Source organism: Alteromonas sp. ABH4_457 (assembly GCF_056160625.1).
On the sequence record NZ_JBSWXN010000001.1, the window covers coordinates 404258 to 419728 of the forward strand.

Consider the following 15471-nt stretch of genomic DNA (forward strand, 5'->3'; position numbering starts at 1 on the left):
ATCAGAAATATACTCCCAGGCTGATGTTCAGGCGGTGTGTGGATTGCGGATCATCGTTGAAGTTTAACCCCATGCCGGACCCGCCGGAAAACCACATGTTTTTGCCCTGAATACTGTCGACATATACGAATAATTTAGACCAGCCGAAGCTGCATCCGTTTACCCACTGGGTACTGTCGCTGCCGGCTTCAGAGTCTCCTTCCACGCGGGAATATTCACTGTAGCAGGTAATATCCTCTAAAGAAGCGACAGTGAAAGGTAAGCTGTAAGCCAGGTTAGCCATATACGACTGACCTTCGCTGGCCATCAGGAATGGTGCTTCAAACGAAGACAGGGCCAGCCGGTCCTGAAGTTGTCCTTCCGGGGCAGCCAGGTCATAGCGGTAATCCAGATATTGCAGCTCTACTTTCCAGGGTTTCTGGTTATGGCGCAGGTGTACAGCATAAGCGGTCATGTCTCCGCTATCCTGTGTATCAAAATTAAATATGTCACCCTGCTGAAATGATACGCCGATGTCGGTGGTGGAGCGGGGAAGCAGTCTGGCTTCGTAGTTTACCCGCAAGTTGTACTGGCCATCTTCCTGATTACGGTATTCGCCGTCATCAGCGACGTCAAAGGAATAGCGGCCAAAGCGGGCGGCATTATTGTATTCATCATTCAGAAAATAGCCGGCGTGAACCGTAAACGGACCCCGTTCATAGCGGGCAACAACTCCTGCATCATAATCATCTTCAAAACCAATATAGTAATTGGCGGAGAACCAGAAGCTGTTTGAAGCGAAAGGTAACAGGCCGAAGGGGACTTTAGTGATACCGCCGGTGACATCGAGGTATTCGTTGTAGTGCCAGGTCAGATCGGCATAGCGGACCGTATCGAAATCAGTATTTTCATACCACCGGTAGTCAGCTTTATAGGAAAAATCATCGAATTTTCCATCGACGGTGAGTTTGATTGATTCAAATTCCAGTCCGTCCCGTATTGCCGGTGCCTGCCAGTCACGGTGACCGTAATTGACTCTCACATGACCGCCAAGGTTAAAGTTATCTTCTTCTGCAGTGACGGGACCACACAAGGCGGTTATCCCTAACGTCATGCACAGTGCGTTTCTTCTCATCATGCTTAAAAGCCCTGAGGTTGAATACGTGCGCCATCATGGCTCAACGTAGCAGGTGTTAAATTTTTGTGTCACAGAAAAGATACACGGCAGCACAATGCTGAGATCAAACAGAGCAGGATTTAACTGAGGAAGGCGTGATCAGAAGAGATAAAAAAATCCGGTGTACAGAGACACCGGATTTGATTTTGAACATAATCCTTTTTAAGGGATCAGTGCAGAAGACGGGTTTTAATTGTGCCTTTAATGTTTTGAAGCTGGGCCAGACCTTCATCGGCCTTGTTTGCTTCCACATCAACAACTACGTAACCGATATCAGCAACGGTTTGCAGGTACTGAGCTTCAATGTTGATACCTTTTTCTGCGAATGTCTGGTTAATCTGGTTCAGAACACCCGGACGGTTTTCGTGGATGTGCAGTAAGCGTGAACGGCCGGGGTGATCCGGTAAGGATACTTCAGGGAAGTTCACAGCAGACAGAGTTGAACCGTTGTCTGAGTATTTCGCCAGTTTACCGGCTACTTCAATACCGATATTTTCCTGCGCTTCCTGTGTGCTGCCTCCCACGTGTGGGGTAAGGATCACGTTATCAAACTGACGCAGCGGCGATTCGAATTCTTCAGTATTCGATTTCGGCTCAACCGGGAATACATCGATAGCGGCACCGGCAAGGTGTTCGCTTTCCATGGCTTCAACCAGTGCATCAATATCAACAACGGTACCACGGGACGCATTGATAAGAATGGCGCCTTTTTTCATTTTCGACAGTTCTGCTTTGCCAATCATGTCTTTAGTAGACAGGGTTTCAGGAACATGCAGAGAAACAACGTCAGATGTCGCCAGAAGGGTATCCAGTGATTTCACCTGCACAGAGTTACCCAGTACCAGCTTGTCTTCAATGTCGTAGAACTGAACGCGCATACCCAGGTGCTCAGCAAGAATGCTCAGCTGTGTACCAATGTGGCCGTAACCAATAATACCCAGCGTTTTACCACGGGCTTCGTACGAGCCGACAGCACTCTTTTCCCACTCACCGCGATGGGCTTTGGCATTCTTTGACGGTACGCCGCGAAGAAGAAGAATTAACTGGCCCAGCACCAGTTCTGCTACAGAACGGGTGTTAGAAAATGGTGCATTGAATACAGGAATGCCTTTAAACTGAGTGGCTTTTAAATCTACCTGATTGGTACCGATACAGAAGCAACCTACAGCAACCAGCTTTTCAGCGGCCTGAACCACGGCCTCAGTGATCTGAGTTCGTGAACGGATTCCGATAAAGTGAACATCTTTCACTTTTTCGATGAGATCTTCTTCTGACAGGGAGGTCTTCAGATACTCAACATTGGTGTAACCGTTACTGTTTAAGGTTTCAACGGCACTTTGGTGAACGCCTTCCAGTAGCAATATACGGATCTTGTCCTTGGGTAGGGATACTTTACTCATTGCCTCACATCTCGAATAGTTGGTTGCAAAAAGACATCTGGACGTCTATATGGGCAAAATAACAGATATCGTTGTTGGTTAAAAGCGCTATTTCATTCAGCAAGCCTTATATCCGGCTTGCTGATAGGGTGGTTAAGTTTAGTCGCTGACCGTAATTACGCCCGAACCGGTTGCTACCAGCACAATATCTGCGCCACGGTTAGCAAAAATACCGTTAGTGACTACGCCGGCCAGACTGTTAATAGCATCTTCCATTTCCCGGGGATTGATTATGTTCAGGTTGTGAACATCCAGTATCACGTTGCCATTGTCAGTCACCACGCCTTCACGGTAAACCGGATCGCCTCCCAGTTTTACCAGCTCTCTGGCTACGTAAGAGCGCGCCATGGGAATGACTTCAACAGGAAGCGGAAATTTGCCCAGTACCGGTACCTGTTTGGTGTCGTCTACAATACACACGAAGGTTTTCGCTACCGCTGCGACGATTTTTTCACGCGTCAGGGCTGCGCCGCCGCCTTTGATCATGTGCTTGTGTTCTGTCACTTCGTCAGCGCCGTCAACATACACAGAAAGGCTGTCTACTTCATTCAGCGAAAATACTTCAATGCCGTGGGCTTTAAGTTTTTCTGTTGATGCGTCAGAGCTGGATACTGCACCAACAATCTTGTGTTTAATTTCTGCCAGCGCATCAATAAAAAAATTAACCGTTGAGCCTGTGCCCACACCAACAATGGTGTCCGGCTCTACATATTTTATGGCTGCTTCGGCTACAGCTTTCTTCTTCGCGTTCTGATCCATAGGGGTTCTCCAAAGTTTTGCAGAAGTTTAACTGAAAACTGCAGGAATGGGAGACGAAATTAAGGGCAATTAGTCTTATCCGGCCGTATTACGCCGGAAGGTGTGATGATGAGATCCAGGGGGAAATCCCAGGGTTCAACCGGCAGTGCATCAACCTGCTGGCAATCATGCGCGATACCGGCAAGCTGGGGACGGGAAGCTGCGTTGCGATAAGGAGCCAGCGTACGATCGTAAAATCCGCCACCCATGCCCAGCCGGTTTCCTTTTTCGTCGAAACCGGTGAGCGGCATCAGGATTAAATCATGACGGGAAAAAGGTATGACATCAGGGCAGCGTAACTGAGGCTCAGCAATATTGAAGCGGTTACTCACCAGTACGGTGTTGTCATGATAGTGCAAAAATAGCAGATGCTGACGGTTAAACGGGTGCAGTACCGGCAGGCTGACGGTTTTATTCTGGGCTGCGGCGGTGGTAATGGTGTCCGAAAGGCTGACTTCTCCGTCGTTTGCCAGATATGCCGCAACATGTGTGGCGTGTTGCCATTCCGGCAGTGCCGTCAAGACACGGCTCAGGCGCACAGCAGCCTGAGCCTGCGTCTCTTCAGACAGGTTGTTGCGGCGTAACCGCAGTACTTTGCGTAACTCCTGACGTGTTAATCCTGCGCTACTGATTTTTTCCATCGGGTAATAAGAAGAAACTTAAGGTGTCGTAAAGTGTATCATTATTCAGAGGCAGTGTGAGGGCGGCATCAATGCCGGTTTGTCTTTGATAAACGGAGCAACAGGTCTCTTACCCGGAACGACTTCCTGCTTCTTCCGGTAATGGCGGTTGAATCATGATTCCCCCGGGGCTGTCCTTAAGTCATAAAAAAAGCGCCCGGAGGCGCTTTTAGCAGGGAAGTACTCCTCCGGACTTTATAAAGCGTAGGTGTCGATGAACAATTGTTCCAGTTTTTCGTGATTAACATCGGTTGCGACATCAATCATTTTCGCTTCAGTCCATAACGGGCTTGGTGTTGAGCCTGCCGGAGCAACGACCGTTTGTCCTCTGTCCAGTTCACCGGTGCCTACGCGGGCGTGGCCACGGGTAATGGTAAACAGTTCAGGGTTGACCAGCCAGGCCAGCGGATACGCATCATGGAAGAAACACACACGCTCTTCCCGGTTTTGCGAGTAAAAGTCGATATAAAACTGTGATGCACGCTTAACGAAGCCGCCCAGTTTTTCATTACCTGTTTCCAGAGTATCCAGGAAAGACGGTGCGAAAGGCGCTTTCAGCGTAACATCAAGGCCAAACATGGTAACAGGCCAGTCGGCAGCGAATACAATGGCTGCGGCGTGGGCGTCGTTCCAGATATTGGCTTCAGCCACCGGCGTTACGTTACCGGGTACAAATGCCGCGCCGCCCATAATTGCGACACCTTTAATCAACTTCGGCAATTCCGGCTCAAGACGTAATGCCAGCGCCAGGTTGCCTAGCGGGCCAATAGCAACCAGGGTGATTTCACCAGGATATTTGCGGGCCATATCTACGATGTACTGCGCTGAACTGCGGGGATCGAGCTCCCGCTCAGAGGCTTCCGGAAACGTATTACCGAAGCCGTCATCACCATGTACGAAATGGGCATAACCTGACTCAGGGCCAACCCAGGGCATGCCCACACCTTGGGTGACAGGAATGTCCTGACCGGCGTATTCACACAGGGTCAGCGCATTTCTGGCAGACATGGTTACCGGTACATTACCGAAAACGGTAGTCAGGCCCAGCACTTCAATTTCAGGATGTTGAAAAGCAAAGAAAATCGCCATTGCATCATCGATGCCCGGATCGGTATCAAGAATAATTTTGTGAGTCATAGTTGTCCTTTTGAACTATCAGACATGTTTCGCGAGGAAGCGGTCTACTTCCTTCTGCTGCGGTATAGATTGTGCGGCACCTTCACGGGTAACGGCGATGGCAGAGGCGGCACAGCCACGGATAAGTGCTTGTCTGGCGTCTGTGTGATTGCTGTAGGCCGATAAAAAATAACCGATAAAACAGTCACCGGCGGCGGTGGTATCAACAGCATCCACCGTAAATGCGTCTACTTTGAGCACATCGCCACTTTTACGCAGCATCATCACGCCGTCTTTACCCAGTGTAAGAATCACTTCGCCATGTTGCCAGTTAGCTTTAAACCAGGTGACGATATCTTCAACATTGTCCTGACCGGTAATCGCTGCAGCTTCGGTTTCATTTACAATGAGCAGATCAACACATTCCAGCGGTAAAGACTTAACTGATTCGCTCATCGGCGCAGGGTTAAAGGCAACTTTCAGTTGCTTCTCTTTTGCCTGCTTCAACATATCAGCAATGCTGCTGGTCTCATTCTGGGTAAGTATCCAGTCAACTGAACTGGTGTCACTGAGGGCTTTTCTGACTGTCGCTTCATTGATTGTCTGATTTGCACCGCCGAACAGCACGATGGCGTTCTCGCCGTCAGGGGTTACCTGAATAATGGCATGGCCGGAGGCCGTTTCGGTACAGGCAACATACTGACAATCAACGCCATGGCGAATTAGTGTTTGTTTGAATGCCGCATCAGACTGATGAATTGCGCCCACGTGCTTAACATCAGCACCGGCCTGTGCCAGTGCAATCGACTGGTTTGCGCCTTTGCCACCAAGCAACTGAGTGTATTTTGTTGATGCCAGTGTTTCACCCGGCTTTACGAAATGATCTACGTGGTAGACGTGATCGATATTTATCGAACCAAAATTAATGACTGCCATTTCTACTTTCCGTCGAAAGAGGGCGCCTTCCGAAATGCCGCTGTTCATCGTTCGCCCGTGAACCGAAATGTTCAGGGCGGAAGAATCTTCATAGCCGTAGGCTTCCCGGTACGCGCCGGGCTTGCACAATAGCTACGCGGTCATCTTCCTTGGTTTAAAGCATCGGCCAGGGACATGAATGAACTGGCAAACATTCCAGAAGACAGTGTAATTAAAAAACAGCGCAACAGAGTATATCAAACGACACGGTTCGTGAAGCAGATCACCCTTAAAGTTTTGAGAACTTTTCAAAAAAGGCTGTTTTATTGGCTCTAAGCCTGCTGTAGCAACGTATTACATGCCTGACCATTTGGTTAAGCTTGTTGCTTTATTGAGCAGGTTTTATCGATAACAGTGTTGATCCTAAAGCATTATGAGGAACGTGAAAAGGGGAGAAAGACTGACTGCTCAAACACTGTTCATGAAATTGGTTTAAACTGGGTTTTAAGCAGTCTTTTTGGTAGCATGACCGCAATTAACTGATGGAAAGAATACGTGGATAAACAACTCGATTACGACCGTGTCACTAATGTGTTGTCACAATACGATGTCATCGCAGACGGTGCTGAGATTCAGGGCACATTGTGCGGTATGTTGTGTGGCGGTATGGCGGTATCAGAACGGAAGTGGATGGATGTACTGAAAGACACCATGAATGAGGGCGCAGCGTTTGCCCCGGAACTGACCGTGGTGCTTACCGATGTATTCAATGAATTATGTCAGCAACTGATTGAAGCGGAATTTTCCCTCAATCTGATGTTGCCGGATGATAAAGCACCGATTAATGACCGTGGTCTGGGTCTGATTAACTGGGTGCAGGGCTTTATGCTTGGCTTCGGGTTGTATCAGCAAAACCTGATGCAATGTTCTGAAGACGTCAAAGAAGCGTTGCAGGATTTCGCCGATATCTCCCGCATGGAAGAACCTATGACCGAAGATGAAGAATCTGAGCGGGCGCTGTTTGAAGTGGTGGAGTACGTCAAAATTTCTGCACTGCTTTGCTTCAACGAACTGGGCGAGTCGCTGCTCGACGATCAAAAAGATAAACCTTCCGTACACTGATCATGATAAGCAAACAGGAATTTATTGCGCGCCAGCACCGCTTGCTGGCCTTGTGTGAACCGGAAAGCGTGGTAGTGATCCCTGCTGCTTCGCTGATAACACGCAGCCGCGATACAGAATATCCTTTCCGCCAGAACAGTGACTTCTGGTATCTAACCGGTTTTGACGAGCCGGATACCGTGTTGTTGCTGTCGAACCACAGCCAGTTTTCCGACCCTTACCGTGCAATGGCGTTTCGTCCGAAGGACAAAACAGCCGAAATCTGGCAGGGCAGGCGTTTAGGCGCTGATGCCGGTTTGTCAGAGTTTGCTCTGGATGAAGCGTTTGAGCTGAGCGAACTGGAGGATGTGCTTTCAGAATGGCTTGGCGGACACGATAATGTGTATTTTCCGTTTCAAAGTCCGCTGCGGGAAACCCTGTTTGCAGTACATAATAAGCTGGCGGCAGCGCCGAAAGAAAATATTTCTCCGGCGGCACTCTGTGATGTGTCACCGCTTATTCATGAAATGCGGTTATTTAAATCTTCCTGTGAAATCGCGCTGATGCAGGCTGCCGGAAAAATCTCCGCGCAGGGACATATCCGCGCCATGAAATTTGCTCATCCCGGCTGTTACGAATATCAGCTTGAAGCAGAGCTGCATCACGAATTTGCTATGTCCGGTGCCAGACATCCTGCCTACGGCACCATTGTGGGCAGCGGTGATAACGCCTGTATTTTGCATTACACCGAAAACAACGCACAGGTTTGTGACGGTGATTTGATCCTGATCGATGCCGGCGCAGAATATGTGGGTTATGCTGGTGACATCACCCGGACGTTTCCGGCAAATGGAAAATTCAGTGCGCCACAGCGCAGTATCTATCAGTTAGTACTTGATGCTCAGCTTGCCGTACTCGACAGGATCGGGCCCGGTATGACACTGAACGAAGCCGGTTTAATTGCTGCTGAAGTGCTTACCGCCGGTCTGGTCGAACTGGGCCTGCTGAAAGGCACTGTGGCAGAAAACCTTGAAGGATTGCATTACCGGCAGTTCTTTATGCACGGCATAGGGCATTATTTAGGGTTAGACGTACATGATGTGGGTGACTACCGTCAGGAAGGTGAAGATCGCCCGCTGCAACCGGGTATGGTGATCACTATCGAACCCGGACTTTATATTGCGCCGGACGCAGATGTGCCGGAAGCATATCGCGGTATTGGTGTGCGTATTGAAGATAACCTGGTGATCACGGCCACCGGTGCTGACGTAATAACTGCAGATGTACCGAAAGAAATCAGTGAAATCGAAGCGTTAATGAGGAAGTCATAACCGGTGTCTGAATTTGATGTCGTGATTATCGGAGGCGGAGCAACAGGTAACGTTATTGCCCGCGGATTGCTGAAACACACCGGCTTTTCTGTTGCGCTGGTCGAACCCAACGCTTATACCTCAGACGGTTCTCATCCCGGGTTTGATGCCAGAGTGATTGCACTGGCAAAACGCACCGTGGATGAGCTGGCCGCGCTGGATATCGACGCAGGGTCTGCCGGCGCTGTGCCCATCAAGCATATTCAGGTTTCAGACAAAGGAGCCGCCGGGCTGTGTCAGCTCAATGCCGATGACTTCCACGTCAGCCATTTCGGGCAAGTAATAGCATTGAAGCACCTTGGTGAAGCCCTGCAAATTCCTCCTGAGACCCCGGGATTCAGTTTGTTTTGTCCGTTGCATGTGAGTTCAGTAAGCCGCACTCAGGATGCCACGGAATTTACCCTCAGCAACGGTGAAACTCTGCGTGCCAGGCTGGTTGTTCTGGCAGATGGTGGCCGTTCGCCACTGCATGAAGAGCTCGGGTTTGAGCGTACTGCAGAGGATTACCAGCAAACCGCCATTGTGGTGAATGTCATCACGCAAAGGCCTCACGAACATCGTGCTTACGAGCGTTTTACCGCGGAAGGGCCGGTGGCTTTTTTACCTTATGATCCGGGCTTTGCCACCGGACACCGAAATGCCTGCGGCTTTTCCGTTGTCTGGACAGTGTCGCCTGAACGTGCGGAAACTCTGATGCAGTCCGGTGATAAAACTTTTATTCAGGCGCTGCAAAAAGATTTCGGCTGGCGGCAGGGCGCAATTCTGCATGCCGGTGAGCGCACTGCGTACCCTCTTACACTGCAGCGTACGGTGAATACCACCACGCACCGCGCAGTCGTGTGTGGTAATGCCTCGCAAACACTTCACCCCATTGCCGGACAGGGTTTTAACCTTGGCTTACGAGACGCCAGTGCGCTGGTGGCTCAACTGGCTGATGCTGATGATCCCGGTGCTTTTCATGTGTTGCGCCAATATGCGCTGAACCGTGAGCAGGACAAAAAGGCAACCATCACGCTGACCGATGGCCTGGTCAGATTGTTTTCCACTGATAACCGGGGGTTGCTGGCAGCCAGAAATGCCGGCCTGATGGCGATGGATAACTGTCCGTCGCTGAAATCATTTTTTGTCAGACAAACCACCGGATTTGCCCCGGGCGCATAATATTCAGGAGAAAGAGCATGGATACAGTGGATATTGCAATTGCGGGTGGCGGCATGGTGGGATTAAGCCTTGCAGCAGCCTTGCATGACAGCGGGATATCTGTGGCCGTGATCAGCGACCAGCCATTTTCCCGTGAGATGCCGGCAGAACCTGCGTTACGGGTCAGTGCAATTAACGGGGCTAATTATTCAACATTGTCAGACCTTGGCGTATGGCAGCGCATGCCGCAAGAGCGGGTAAGTGCCTATCACACGATGTCCGTCTGGGATAAAGACAGCTTCGGAAAAATTCACTTTTCCAAGGAAGATTTACCCGCGTCGCAGCTGGGTCATATTATTGAGAACCAGTTGCTGACCAATGCGCTGGCTGACACGGTAGCGCAGCAGTCTTACGTAAAATTAATTGAAACCCGTATTCAGAAGGTACTTAGCGGTCAACGGGAAACCATGCTGATGCTGGAGAACGATCAGGTTCTGGCCTGCCGGTTACTGGTCGGTGCCGACGGTGCGAATTCCTTTGTGCGCCGGCAAGCCCAATTTCCTCTTACCTTCAAGGATTACGGTCATACGGCAATCGTCGCTACAGTGAGAACCTCCGTACCTCACGAACAGTGCGCGAGACAAGTATTTACCCCGGACGGACCGTTAGCGCTGCTACCTTTATCTGAGCCGGATCTGGTGTCTATAGTATGGTCTCAGACCAACGAAGTGGCATCGTCTTTAACCGGGTTGAGTGATGAAGCCTTTAATCATGCCCTCAGTGCAACCAGTGACGGTGTTCTGGGCGTGTTAACGGTAGAAAGTGAAAGACACAGCTTCCCGCTTACCATGCGTTATGCCAGACAGTGGGCAAAGAATGGCATGGTTATTATCGGTGATGCGGCACATACCATTCACCCGCTGGCGGGGCAGGGAGCGAACTTAGGGATGCGTGACGCTTTTGCGCTGGCAGAAACCCTTAAAACCTGTATTCAGGATGATAAAGATTTTGCATCCCTTGAAAATTTACGGGCGTTCGAGCGGGCGAGAAAGGCTGACGCAATGGCGGTGGTCGCTGCAATGGACGGGTTTAAAACGTTGTTCGCCGGAAACCATCCCCTGAAGAAATTTGTGCGCGGGGCCGGGCTGGTAATGACTGACGCCATTCCCGCTATCAAGCGTCAGTGGCTGGCTCAGGCGATGGGGTGGTAGCGCGCAGCAGTGCATTCAACGATTCCCGCGTGAAGCGGGATTCACCATTCCGGAAGTTCTGCGTCTCTATTTCTACTTCCCCTTCAGCCAGCAGTTTCATCGTCAGCACATCTTCATTATAAAGCTCTGCAACAATCTTCAGATCGTTAGCATTTTCGATACTTCTGACTCTGTAGTGACAGCGTTGACAATAGCTTGACAACGCTGTCAGCAAAAGAGAGTTTACTTGACGTAAAGTGACCTCAATTTCGTTTTTCATGGTATTTCCCGATTAACTGTGTAAAGGGGCAGGAAGACAAGTTGCCACATGAAAGCTTTTACACATACCGGATGGCGACTATCCGGCAACTATTTTTGGAATCATAGTTTTTATTAGTATACTCTTCAGTGTAGTCAGGTAATTTAGACAAAAGTAGTAATTTTTATTGGTGAGTATTAAAAAGATGTAATGCTAATCCACGGCAGCGGCTAAAAACTGACATCCCATTGTAAGCGCCAGGTTATCCGGTCTCCCACCTCTTCACTCTGTTGTTCCATGCTGATATGACTGACTTCCGCGGTCACTTTATTGTTATGACCGTTGATAAACCAGTTAAATGCCAGTGTGCGTTCGTAAAACCTGTCGCCGTCATCACCGGTTTTCGGATCGTACGTGGCATATCTTGCTGCCACTTCAAGCGGGGCAGGCCACCAGGCGAACTGTTCATTTAAGAAGTATCCGGCCTGCACGTAATAACCACGCAGGGTTGTTTGCCGGTTCCCGTTAATTCTGTCGGTAACCTTTTTTTCGTGATATTCGCCCTGAGCATTAAATCCCTGATAGAAAAATGCGCCGTCCACGAGATATTGTTTTACGTCGTATTGGTCAGGGGTTTCACCAATATCGATATTATCCAGTGCGCCCGGACCCGACGAGGAAAAGCGGGTGTAAATACTGCGGTATTTTGCGCCGGCTACAGCAACAGCGGCTGCAGGTTCTGATGTGCGTTTGATATCACTGTTTTTAAATCCGGTCTCCTTACCCAGAAAGTTCCACTGGAAGCGTCCGGCATACATGGGGTTGCCATCGTGATTGTGGTATTCACCGCGACCGGAACCAGTTAACAGAGCAGTCCAGTAATTAAAGTTTGCCGCGCCGCCTTCATCAATATGACCATAAACCGACATCCCCTGCTGGCGATCCAGAGTAAAAACACGGTTGATGATTGAGCGGTCCATCATTTGCTGTCCGCCGCTGCTCACACTACGCTCACGTGAGTATTCTACTTTCCACTGACCAAACTTCACCTTTAGCCCGTCATATTTTTCCAGCGCGATGGTAGCGTTTAATGTGCGGGAATCTGCTGCATCATACTCCCAGTAGTACTTTATCCACTCACGAACAGCGTGGCCCCCAACCTTTAGCCGGGCACGGTTAATATCGAATTGATTACCACTTTCAGCAATGAAATCGCCGATATCGTTAGGTTGCCCGGCGCCCGGGCTGGCAAAGCGAAACTGTGCTCTGCCACGGATTTGCACCGAATACTGATTATCCGCTGTAGAATAAGTCAGGCCTTTACCCTCGTAGTCTGAGAATAAAGACGTGGCATTGCTGTTAAATGCAGAAAGAACGCTGAATGTAATGAAAAGAAAGCGAAGAGAAGAACAAGTAAAAGACACATTTCACCTTGCAGCCGGTAAGAATGGCAGCGGAGTGTATAGTCTTTAGTCGTATATTCAAAGGTGATTGTCACAAAACTGACATATTAAACGACCCATGACATACCAATAGCCGCACCCGCTCCCATGCCCAGAGTAAAAAGCAGTACACCGGCGAGCAGATTTTCTGCCGGAAACCTTGTAGTTGATACTGGCGGCGTATGTTCGTGGTTCACAGTGGCATCCTTATCTATGGTTGATTAATAACGTTAAGTTTTAACCACTTCATACTAAGCATGCTGCCAGTCCGGAACCACTGAACTCAGGAACTGATCTCAAACAAATTAACGCTGTAACCGGCTCTTTATAAACTCAGCCAGCGTGCGGCTGACCACCGGATGCTGGGTATCCTGATTGAACAGGCAAATATTGACTTTACCCAGGCGGGGCAGGCGGCTGTCTTTTAAGATAGTTAAATTCTCCGGCATACTGGAGCGTGCGAGGGCGGTGATCCCCAAACCCTGCTGAATAGCGGCAACCAGACCGCCCAAATCAGCATTGGTATAGGTAATTTTCCATACCCGTGTTTGCTGCTTTAATTCATCAATTACCCGGCTGCGGTACATACAACCGTCGGGGGCGAGCACTAAGGAAATATGGTCACTCACCAGCGGTCTCGCCGCATCACCCACCCACACCATATCGTCTTCCAGCACCAGTTCACCGCCGGCTTCCGTATCAGGATTCACCAGAGCCAGAATTAAATCGAACTGGCTGCGCCTTGAAGCATGGAGTAAGTCGCGGCTTAACGATGAGGTGACTTCCAGAGAAACGTCAGGGTAGCGCTTGGAAAACTCACCAATCAAACCCGGTAACAGTGTTGATGCGAATTCATTAGGAATGCCAAGACGCAGGCGGCCACTTAACGGAGCGGGAGTTAACGAGCGGAAAATGGCATCGTTCATCTCAAGCAGTTCTTTTGCTTTAGGATAAAGCCAGTTGCCATCGTTACTGGGCAGGTGCCGCTGACCGACTTTGGTAAACAATTTCCGGTCTAACTGTTCTTCCAGTTTTTTGATTTGTAAGCTGATAGCAGGCTGGGAACGGCCCAGCCATTCGCCTGCTTTAGCATATCCACCTTGCTCTATAACACTCACGAAAGTACGTAAGTTATCTAACGACAACTGCTTCATAATGATTTGAAATGCTGATGATATGAGTTTCTTATATTATATTTGCAAATGTAAGGATAAGAAATTCCAATTTGATTGGTCTTTTGCCGTAACCCTATACTTTGTGCTGTTTTTATCACATCGAAACGGACAAAGTCGCATGACGAATACCACCGCATTACACGCTAAGCACCTTGAAGCTGGCGCAAAAATGGTCGATTTCTTCGGCTGGGATATGCCAATTAATTACGGTTCACAAATCGAAGAGCATCACGCGGTGCGTAAAGACGCCGGTATGTTCGATGTGTCTCACATGACCATTGTTGATGTCACAGGCGCGCAGGCAAAAGATTATCTGCGCTACCTGCTGGCTAACGACGTGGCCAAGTTACAGGTTAAAGGTAAGGCGCTTTACAGCGGCATGCTGAATGAAGAAGGCGGTGTGGTTGATGATCTTATCGTGTATTTCTTCGATGAAACTAACTATCGCCTGGTGGTGAACTCTGCCACCCGCGAAAAAGACATGAACTGGCTGAAAGACAAAGCCAGCGGTTTTGATGTCACCATCACTGAAAAGCCGGACTTCGCGATGATTGCCGTTCAGGGCCCGAACGCGAAAGAAAAAGCCGCTACGCTGTTCAGCGCTGCTCAGAAAGAGGCGGTGGCCGGCATGAAGCCGTTCTTCGGCGTTCAGGCGGAAGATTTATTCATTGCTACCACGGGCTACACCGGTGAAGCAGGCTACGAAATTATGGTTCCTGCCACGCAGGCAGGCCAGTTCTGGCAGGACTTACTGGATGCAGGCGTTAAACCGTGTGGTCTAGGTGCACGTGACACGCTGCGTTTAGAAGCAGGTATGAACCTGTACGGTCAGGATATGGATGAAACCGTTTCTCCGCTGGCTGCCAACATGGGTTGGACCATCACATGGGAACCGGCAGACCGTGATTTCGTCGGCCGCAAAGCATTAGAAGCACAAAAAGAAGCCGGTACTGACAAACTTGTCGGTCTGGTAATGACCGAGAAAGGCGTGTTACGTCACGGTTTAAAAGTGCGTTCAGAATCAGGAGAGGGTGTGATCACTTCAGGCACCTTCTCACCAACATTAGGGCATTCCGTTGCACTGGCCCGGGTACCTGCCAATACAGGTGAAACTGTAGAGGTGGAAATGCGTAAAAAGTGGGTTACAGTAAATGTGGTTAAGCCCAGCTTTGTACGCAATGGTAAAAGTGTATTGTAATCCCAACATCAAGGAATAATCAGGAACTTATTATGAGCAATATCCCAACCGATTTACGTTATGCATCAACTCACGAGTGGGTTCGTCCTGAAGGCGATGGTGTTTTCACTGTAGGTATTTCTGAGCACGCTCAGGATTTACTGGGTGACATGGTATTTGTTGATTTGCCTGATGTGGGCGACGCGGTAAGTACCGGCGACGACGTATGTGTCGCTGAGTCTGTTAAAGCTGCATCTGATGTATACGCGCCAATCAGCGGCGAAATCGTTGCGATTAACGATGCGCTGGAAGACTCTCCTGAGCTGGTAAACAGCGACCCGTACGGAGACGGCTGGTTATTCAAGATTAAAGCGGATGATCCTGCTGAAGCAGAAGGTCTGCTGGACGCAGAAGGCTACGAAAACAGCATCGACGAAGACTAATTCGTTACAGAGCCAACATCCAAAAAGGCTTAAAGGGGCAATTTAAGCCCCTTTTGTTTTTATAACCCAT

General features: G+C 49.5%; 16 protein-coding genes and 1 other RNA gene. 6 read left to right on the plus strand and 11 right to left on the minus strand.

The features are described 5' to 3' along the window. Position 1 precedes the first annotated feature (1 nt). The 7 genes from ACXAGR_RS01655 to ssrS all read right to left on the minus strand — a co-directional run bounded on the left by ACXAGR_RS01655 (position 2) and on the right by ssrS (position 6330). The gene (locus tag ACXAGR_RS01655; RefSeq protein WP_474847731.1) at positions 2–1117 is read right to left on the minus strand and encodes a hypothetical protein; all 1116 of its coding nucleotides are present in this window, start codon (positions 1115–1117) and stop codon (positions 2–4) included. 209 nt (positions 1118–1326) lie between these two features. Continuing rightward, the gene (gene serA, locus ACXAGR_RS01660; RefSeq protein ID WP_119502144.1) at positions 1327–2556 is read right to left on the minus strand and encodes a phosphoglycerate dehydrogenase; all 1230 of its coding nucleotides are present in this window, start codon (positions 2554–2556) and stop codon (positions 1327–1329) included. A gap of 138 nt (positions 2557–2694) precedes the next feature. Further along, positions 2695–3354 carry a ribose-5-phosphate isomerase RpiA gene (gene rpiA, locus ACXAGR_RS01665; RefSeq protein WP_474842862.1) on the minus strand — a complete coding sequence of 220 codons (660 nt, stop codon included), beginning with the start codon at positions 3352–3354 and terminating at the stop codon, positions 2695–2697. Between the two features lie 59 nt (positions 3355–3413). After that, entirely contained in the window at positions 3414–4034 is a 621-nt protein-coding gene (locus ACXAGR_RS01670) for a 5-formyltetrahydrofolate cyclo-ligase (RefSeq protein WP_474847733.1), read from the minus strand. Positions 4035–4268: 234 nt separating this feature from the next. Then, complete coding sequence (locus tag ACXAGR_RS01675; RefSeq protein ID WP_474847735.1) at positions 4269–5210, minus strand: nucleoside hydrolase; 942 nt, start codon at positions 5208–5210, stop codon at positions 4269–4271. An 18-nt stretch (positions 5211–5228) separates the two neighbouring features. Beyond that, the gene (locus ACXAGR_RS01680; RefSeq protein ID WP_474847737.1) at positions 5229–6125 is read right to left on the minus strand and encodes a ribokinase; all 897 of its coding nucleotides are present in this window, start codon (positions 6123–6125) and stop codon (positions 5229–5231) included. 22 nt (positions 6126–6147) lie between these two features. Continuing rightward, positions 6148–6330: non-coding RNA, 6S RNA (gene ssrS / locus ACXAGR_RS01685), on the minus strand. A 329-nt stretch (positions 6331–6659) separates the two neighbouring features. Here ssrS and ACXAGR_RS01690 point away from each other — a divergent pair. From ACXAGR_RS01690 to ACXAGR_RS01705, 4 genes are read left to right on the plus strand one after another with little or no spacing between them, the layout of a single operon-like run. Then, a complete protein-coding gene (locus ACXAGR_RS01690) occupies positions 6660–7226 on the plus strand; it encodes a UPF0149 family protein (protein ID WP_119502138.1) in 567 nt (188 codons plus the stop codon). A gap of 2 nt (positions 7227–7228) precedes the next feature. Continuing rightward, positions 7229–8536 (plus strand): Xaa-Pro aminopeptidase, encoded by a 1308-nt coding sequence (gene pepP / locus ACXAGR_RS01695; protein ID WP_474847739.1) that lies wholly within the window; start codon positions 7229–7231, stop codon positions 8534–8536. Between the two features lie 3 nt (positions 8537–8539). Then, positions 8540–9736 (plus strand): 2-octaprenyl-6-methoxyphenyl hydroxylase, encoded by a 1197-nt coding sequence (gene ubiH, locus ACXAGR_RS01700; RefSeq protein ID WP_474847741.1) that lies wholly within the window; start codon positions 8540–8542, stop codon positions 9734–9736. 17 nt (positions 9737–9753) lie between these two features. Further along, positions 9754–10926 carry an FAD-dependent monooxygenase gene (locus tag ACXAGR_RS01705; RefSeq protein WP_474847743.1) on the plus strand — a complete coding sequence of 391 codons (1173 nt, stop codon included), beginning with the start codon at positions 9754–9756 and terminating at the stop codon, positions 10924–10926. Here ACXAGR_RS01705 and ACXAGR_RS01710 read toward each other — a convergent pair. The 4 genes from ACXAGR_RS01710 to ACXAGR_RS01725 all read right to left on the minus strand — a co-directional run bounded on the left by ACXAGR_RS01710 (position 10889) and on the right by ACXAGR_RS01725 (position 13760). Continuing rightward, complete coding sequence (locus tag ACXAGR_RS01710; RefSeq protein ID WP_474842844.1) at positions 10889–11185, minus strand: hypothetical protein; 297 nt, start codon at positions 11183–11185, stop codon at positions 10889–10891. The two genes, ACXAGR_RS01705 and ACXAGR_RS01710, sit on opposite strands and share 38 nt — an antisense overlap. A gap of 209 nt (positions 11186–11394) precedes the next feature. Further along, the gene (locus tag ACXAGR_RS01715; RefSeq protein ID WP_474847745.1) at positions 11395–12588 is read right to left on the minus strand and encodes a porin; all 1194 of its coding nucleotides are present in this window, start codon (positions 12586–12588) and stop codon (positions 11395–11397) included. Between the two features lie 86 nt (positions 12589–12674). Further along, complete coding sequence (locus tag ACXAGR_RS01720; protein WP_269748645.1) at positions 12675–12803, minus strand: hypothetical protein; 129 nt, start codon at positions 12801–12803, stop codon at positions 12675–12677. A gap of 108 nt (positions 12804–12911) precedes the next feature. Beyond that, complete coding sequence (locus ACXAGR_RS01725) at positions 12912–13760, minus strand: LysR family transcriptional regulator (RefSeq protein ID WP_303572928.1); 849 nt, start codon at positions 13758–13760, stop codon at positions 12912–12914. A gap of 139 nt (positions 13761–13899) precedes the next feature. Between ACXAGR_RS01725 and gcvT the strand changes: the two genes are divergently transcribed. Together gcvT and gcvH are read left to right on the plus strand one after the other, a co-directional pair. Beyond that, a complete protein-coding gene (gcvT, locus tag ACXAGR_RS01730; RefSeq protein ID WP_474847747.1) occupies positions 13900–14979 on the plus strand; it encodes a glycine cleavage system aminomethyltransferase GcvT in 1080 nt (359 codons plus the stop codon). A gap of 32 nt (positions 14980–15011) precedes the next feature. Further along, the gene (gene gcvH / locus ACXAGR_RS01735) at positions 15012–15401 is read left to right on the plus strand and encodes a glycine cleavage system protein GcvH (protein WP_119502131.1); all 390 of its coding nucleotides are present in this window, start codon (positions 15012–15014) and stop codon (positions 15399–15401) included. Positions 15402–15471 lie beyond the last annotated feature (70 nt).

Excerpts from the sequence above, each read along its gene's own strand:
- ACXAGR_RS01655 (WP_474847731.1), bottom strand. The coding sequence starts at position 1,117 with ATGATGAGAAGAAACGCACTGTGCATGACGTTAGGGATAACCGCCTTG.
- serA (WP_119502144.1), bottom strand. The coding sequence starts at position 2,556 with ATGAGTAAAGTATCCCTACCCAAGGACAAGATCCGTATATTGCTACTG.
- rpiA (WP_474842862.1), bottom strand. The coding sequence starts at position 3,354 with ATGGATCAGAACGCGAAGAAGAAAGCTGTAGCCGAAGCAGCCATAAAA.
- ACXAGR_RS01670 (WP_474847733.1), bottom strand. The coding sequence starts at position 4,034 with ATGGAAAAAATCAGTAGCGCAGGATTAACACGTCAGGAGTTACGCAAA.
- ACXAGR_RS01675 (WP_474847735.1), bottom strand. The coding sequence starts at position 5,210 with ATGACTCACAAAATTATTCTTGATACCGATCCGGGCATCGATGATGCA.
- ACXAGR_RS01680 (WP_474847737.1), bottom strand. The coding sequence starts at position 6,125 with ATGGCAGTCATTAATTTTGGTTCGATAAATATCGATCACGTCTACCAC.
- pepP (WP_474847739.1), top strand. The coding sequence starts at position 7,229 with ATGATAAGCAAACAGGAATTTATTGCGCGCCAGCACCGCTTGCTGGCC.
- ACXAGR_RS01705 (WP_474847743.1), top strand. The coding sequence starts at position 9,754 with ATGGATACAGTGGATATTGCAATTGCGGGTGGCGGCATGGTGGGATTA.
- ACXAGR_RS01710 (WP_474842844.1), bottom strand. The coding sequence starts at position 11,185 with ATGAAAAACGAAATTGAGGTCACTTTACGTCAAGTAAACTCTCTTTTG.
- ACXAGR_RS01725 (WP_303572928.1), bottom strand. The coding sequence starts at position 13,760 with ATGAAGCAGTTGTCGTTAGATAACTTACGTACTTTCGTGAGTGTTATA.
- gcvT (WP_474847747.1), top strand. The coding sequence starts at position 13,900 with ATGACGAATACCACCGCATTACACGCTAAGCACCTTGAAGCTGGCGCA.
- gcvH (WP_119502131.1), top strand. The coding sequence starts at position 15,012 with ATGAGCAATATCCCAACCGATTTACGTTATGCATCAACTCACGAGTGG.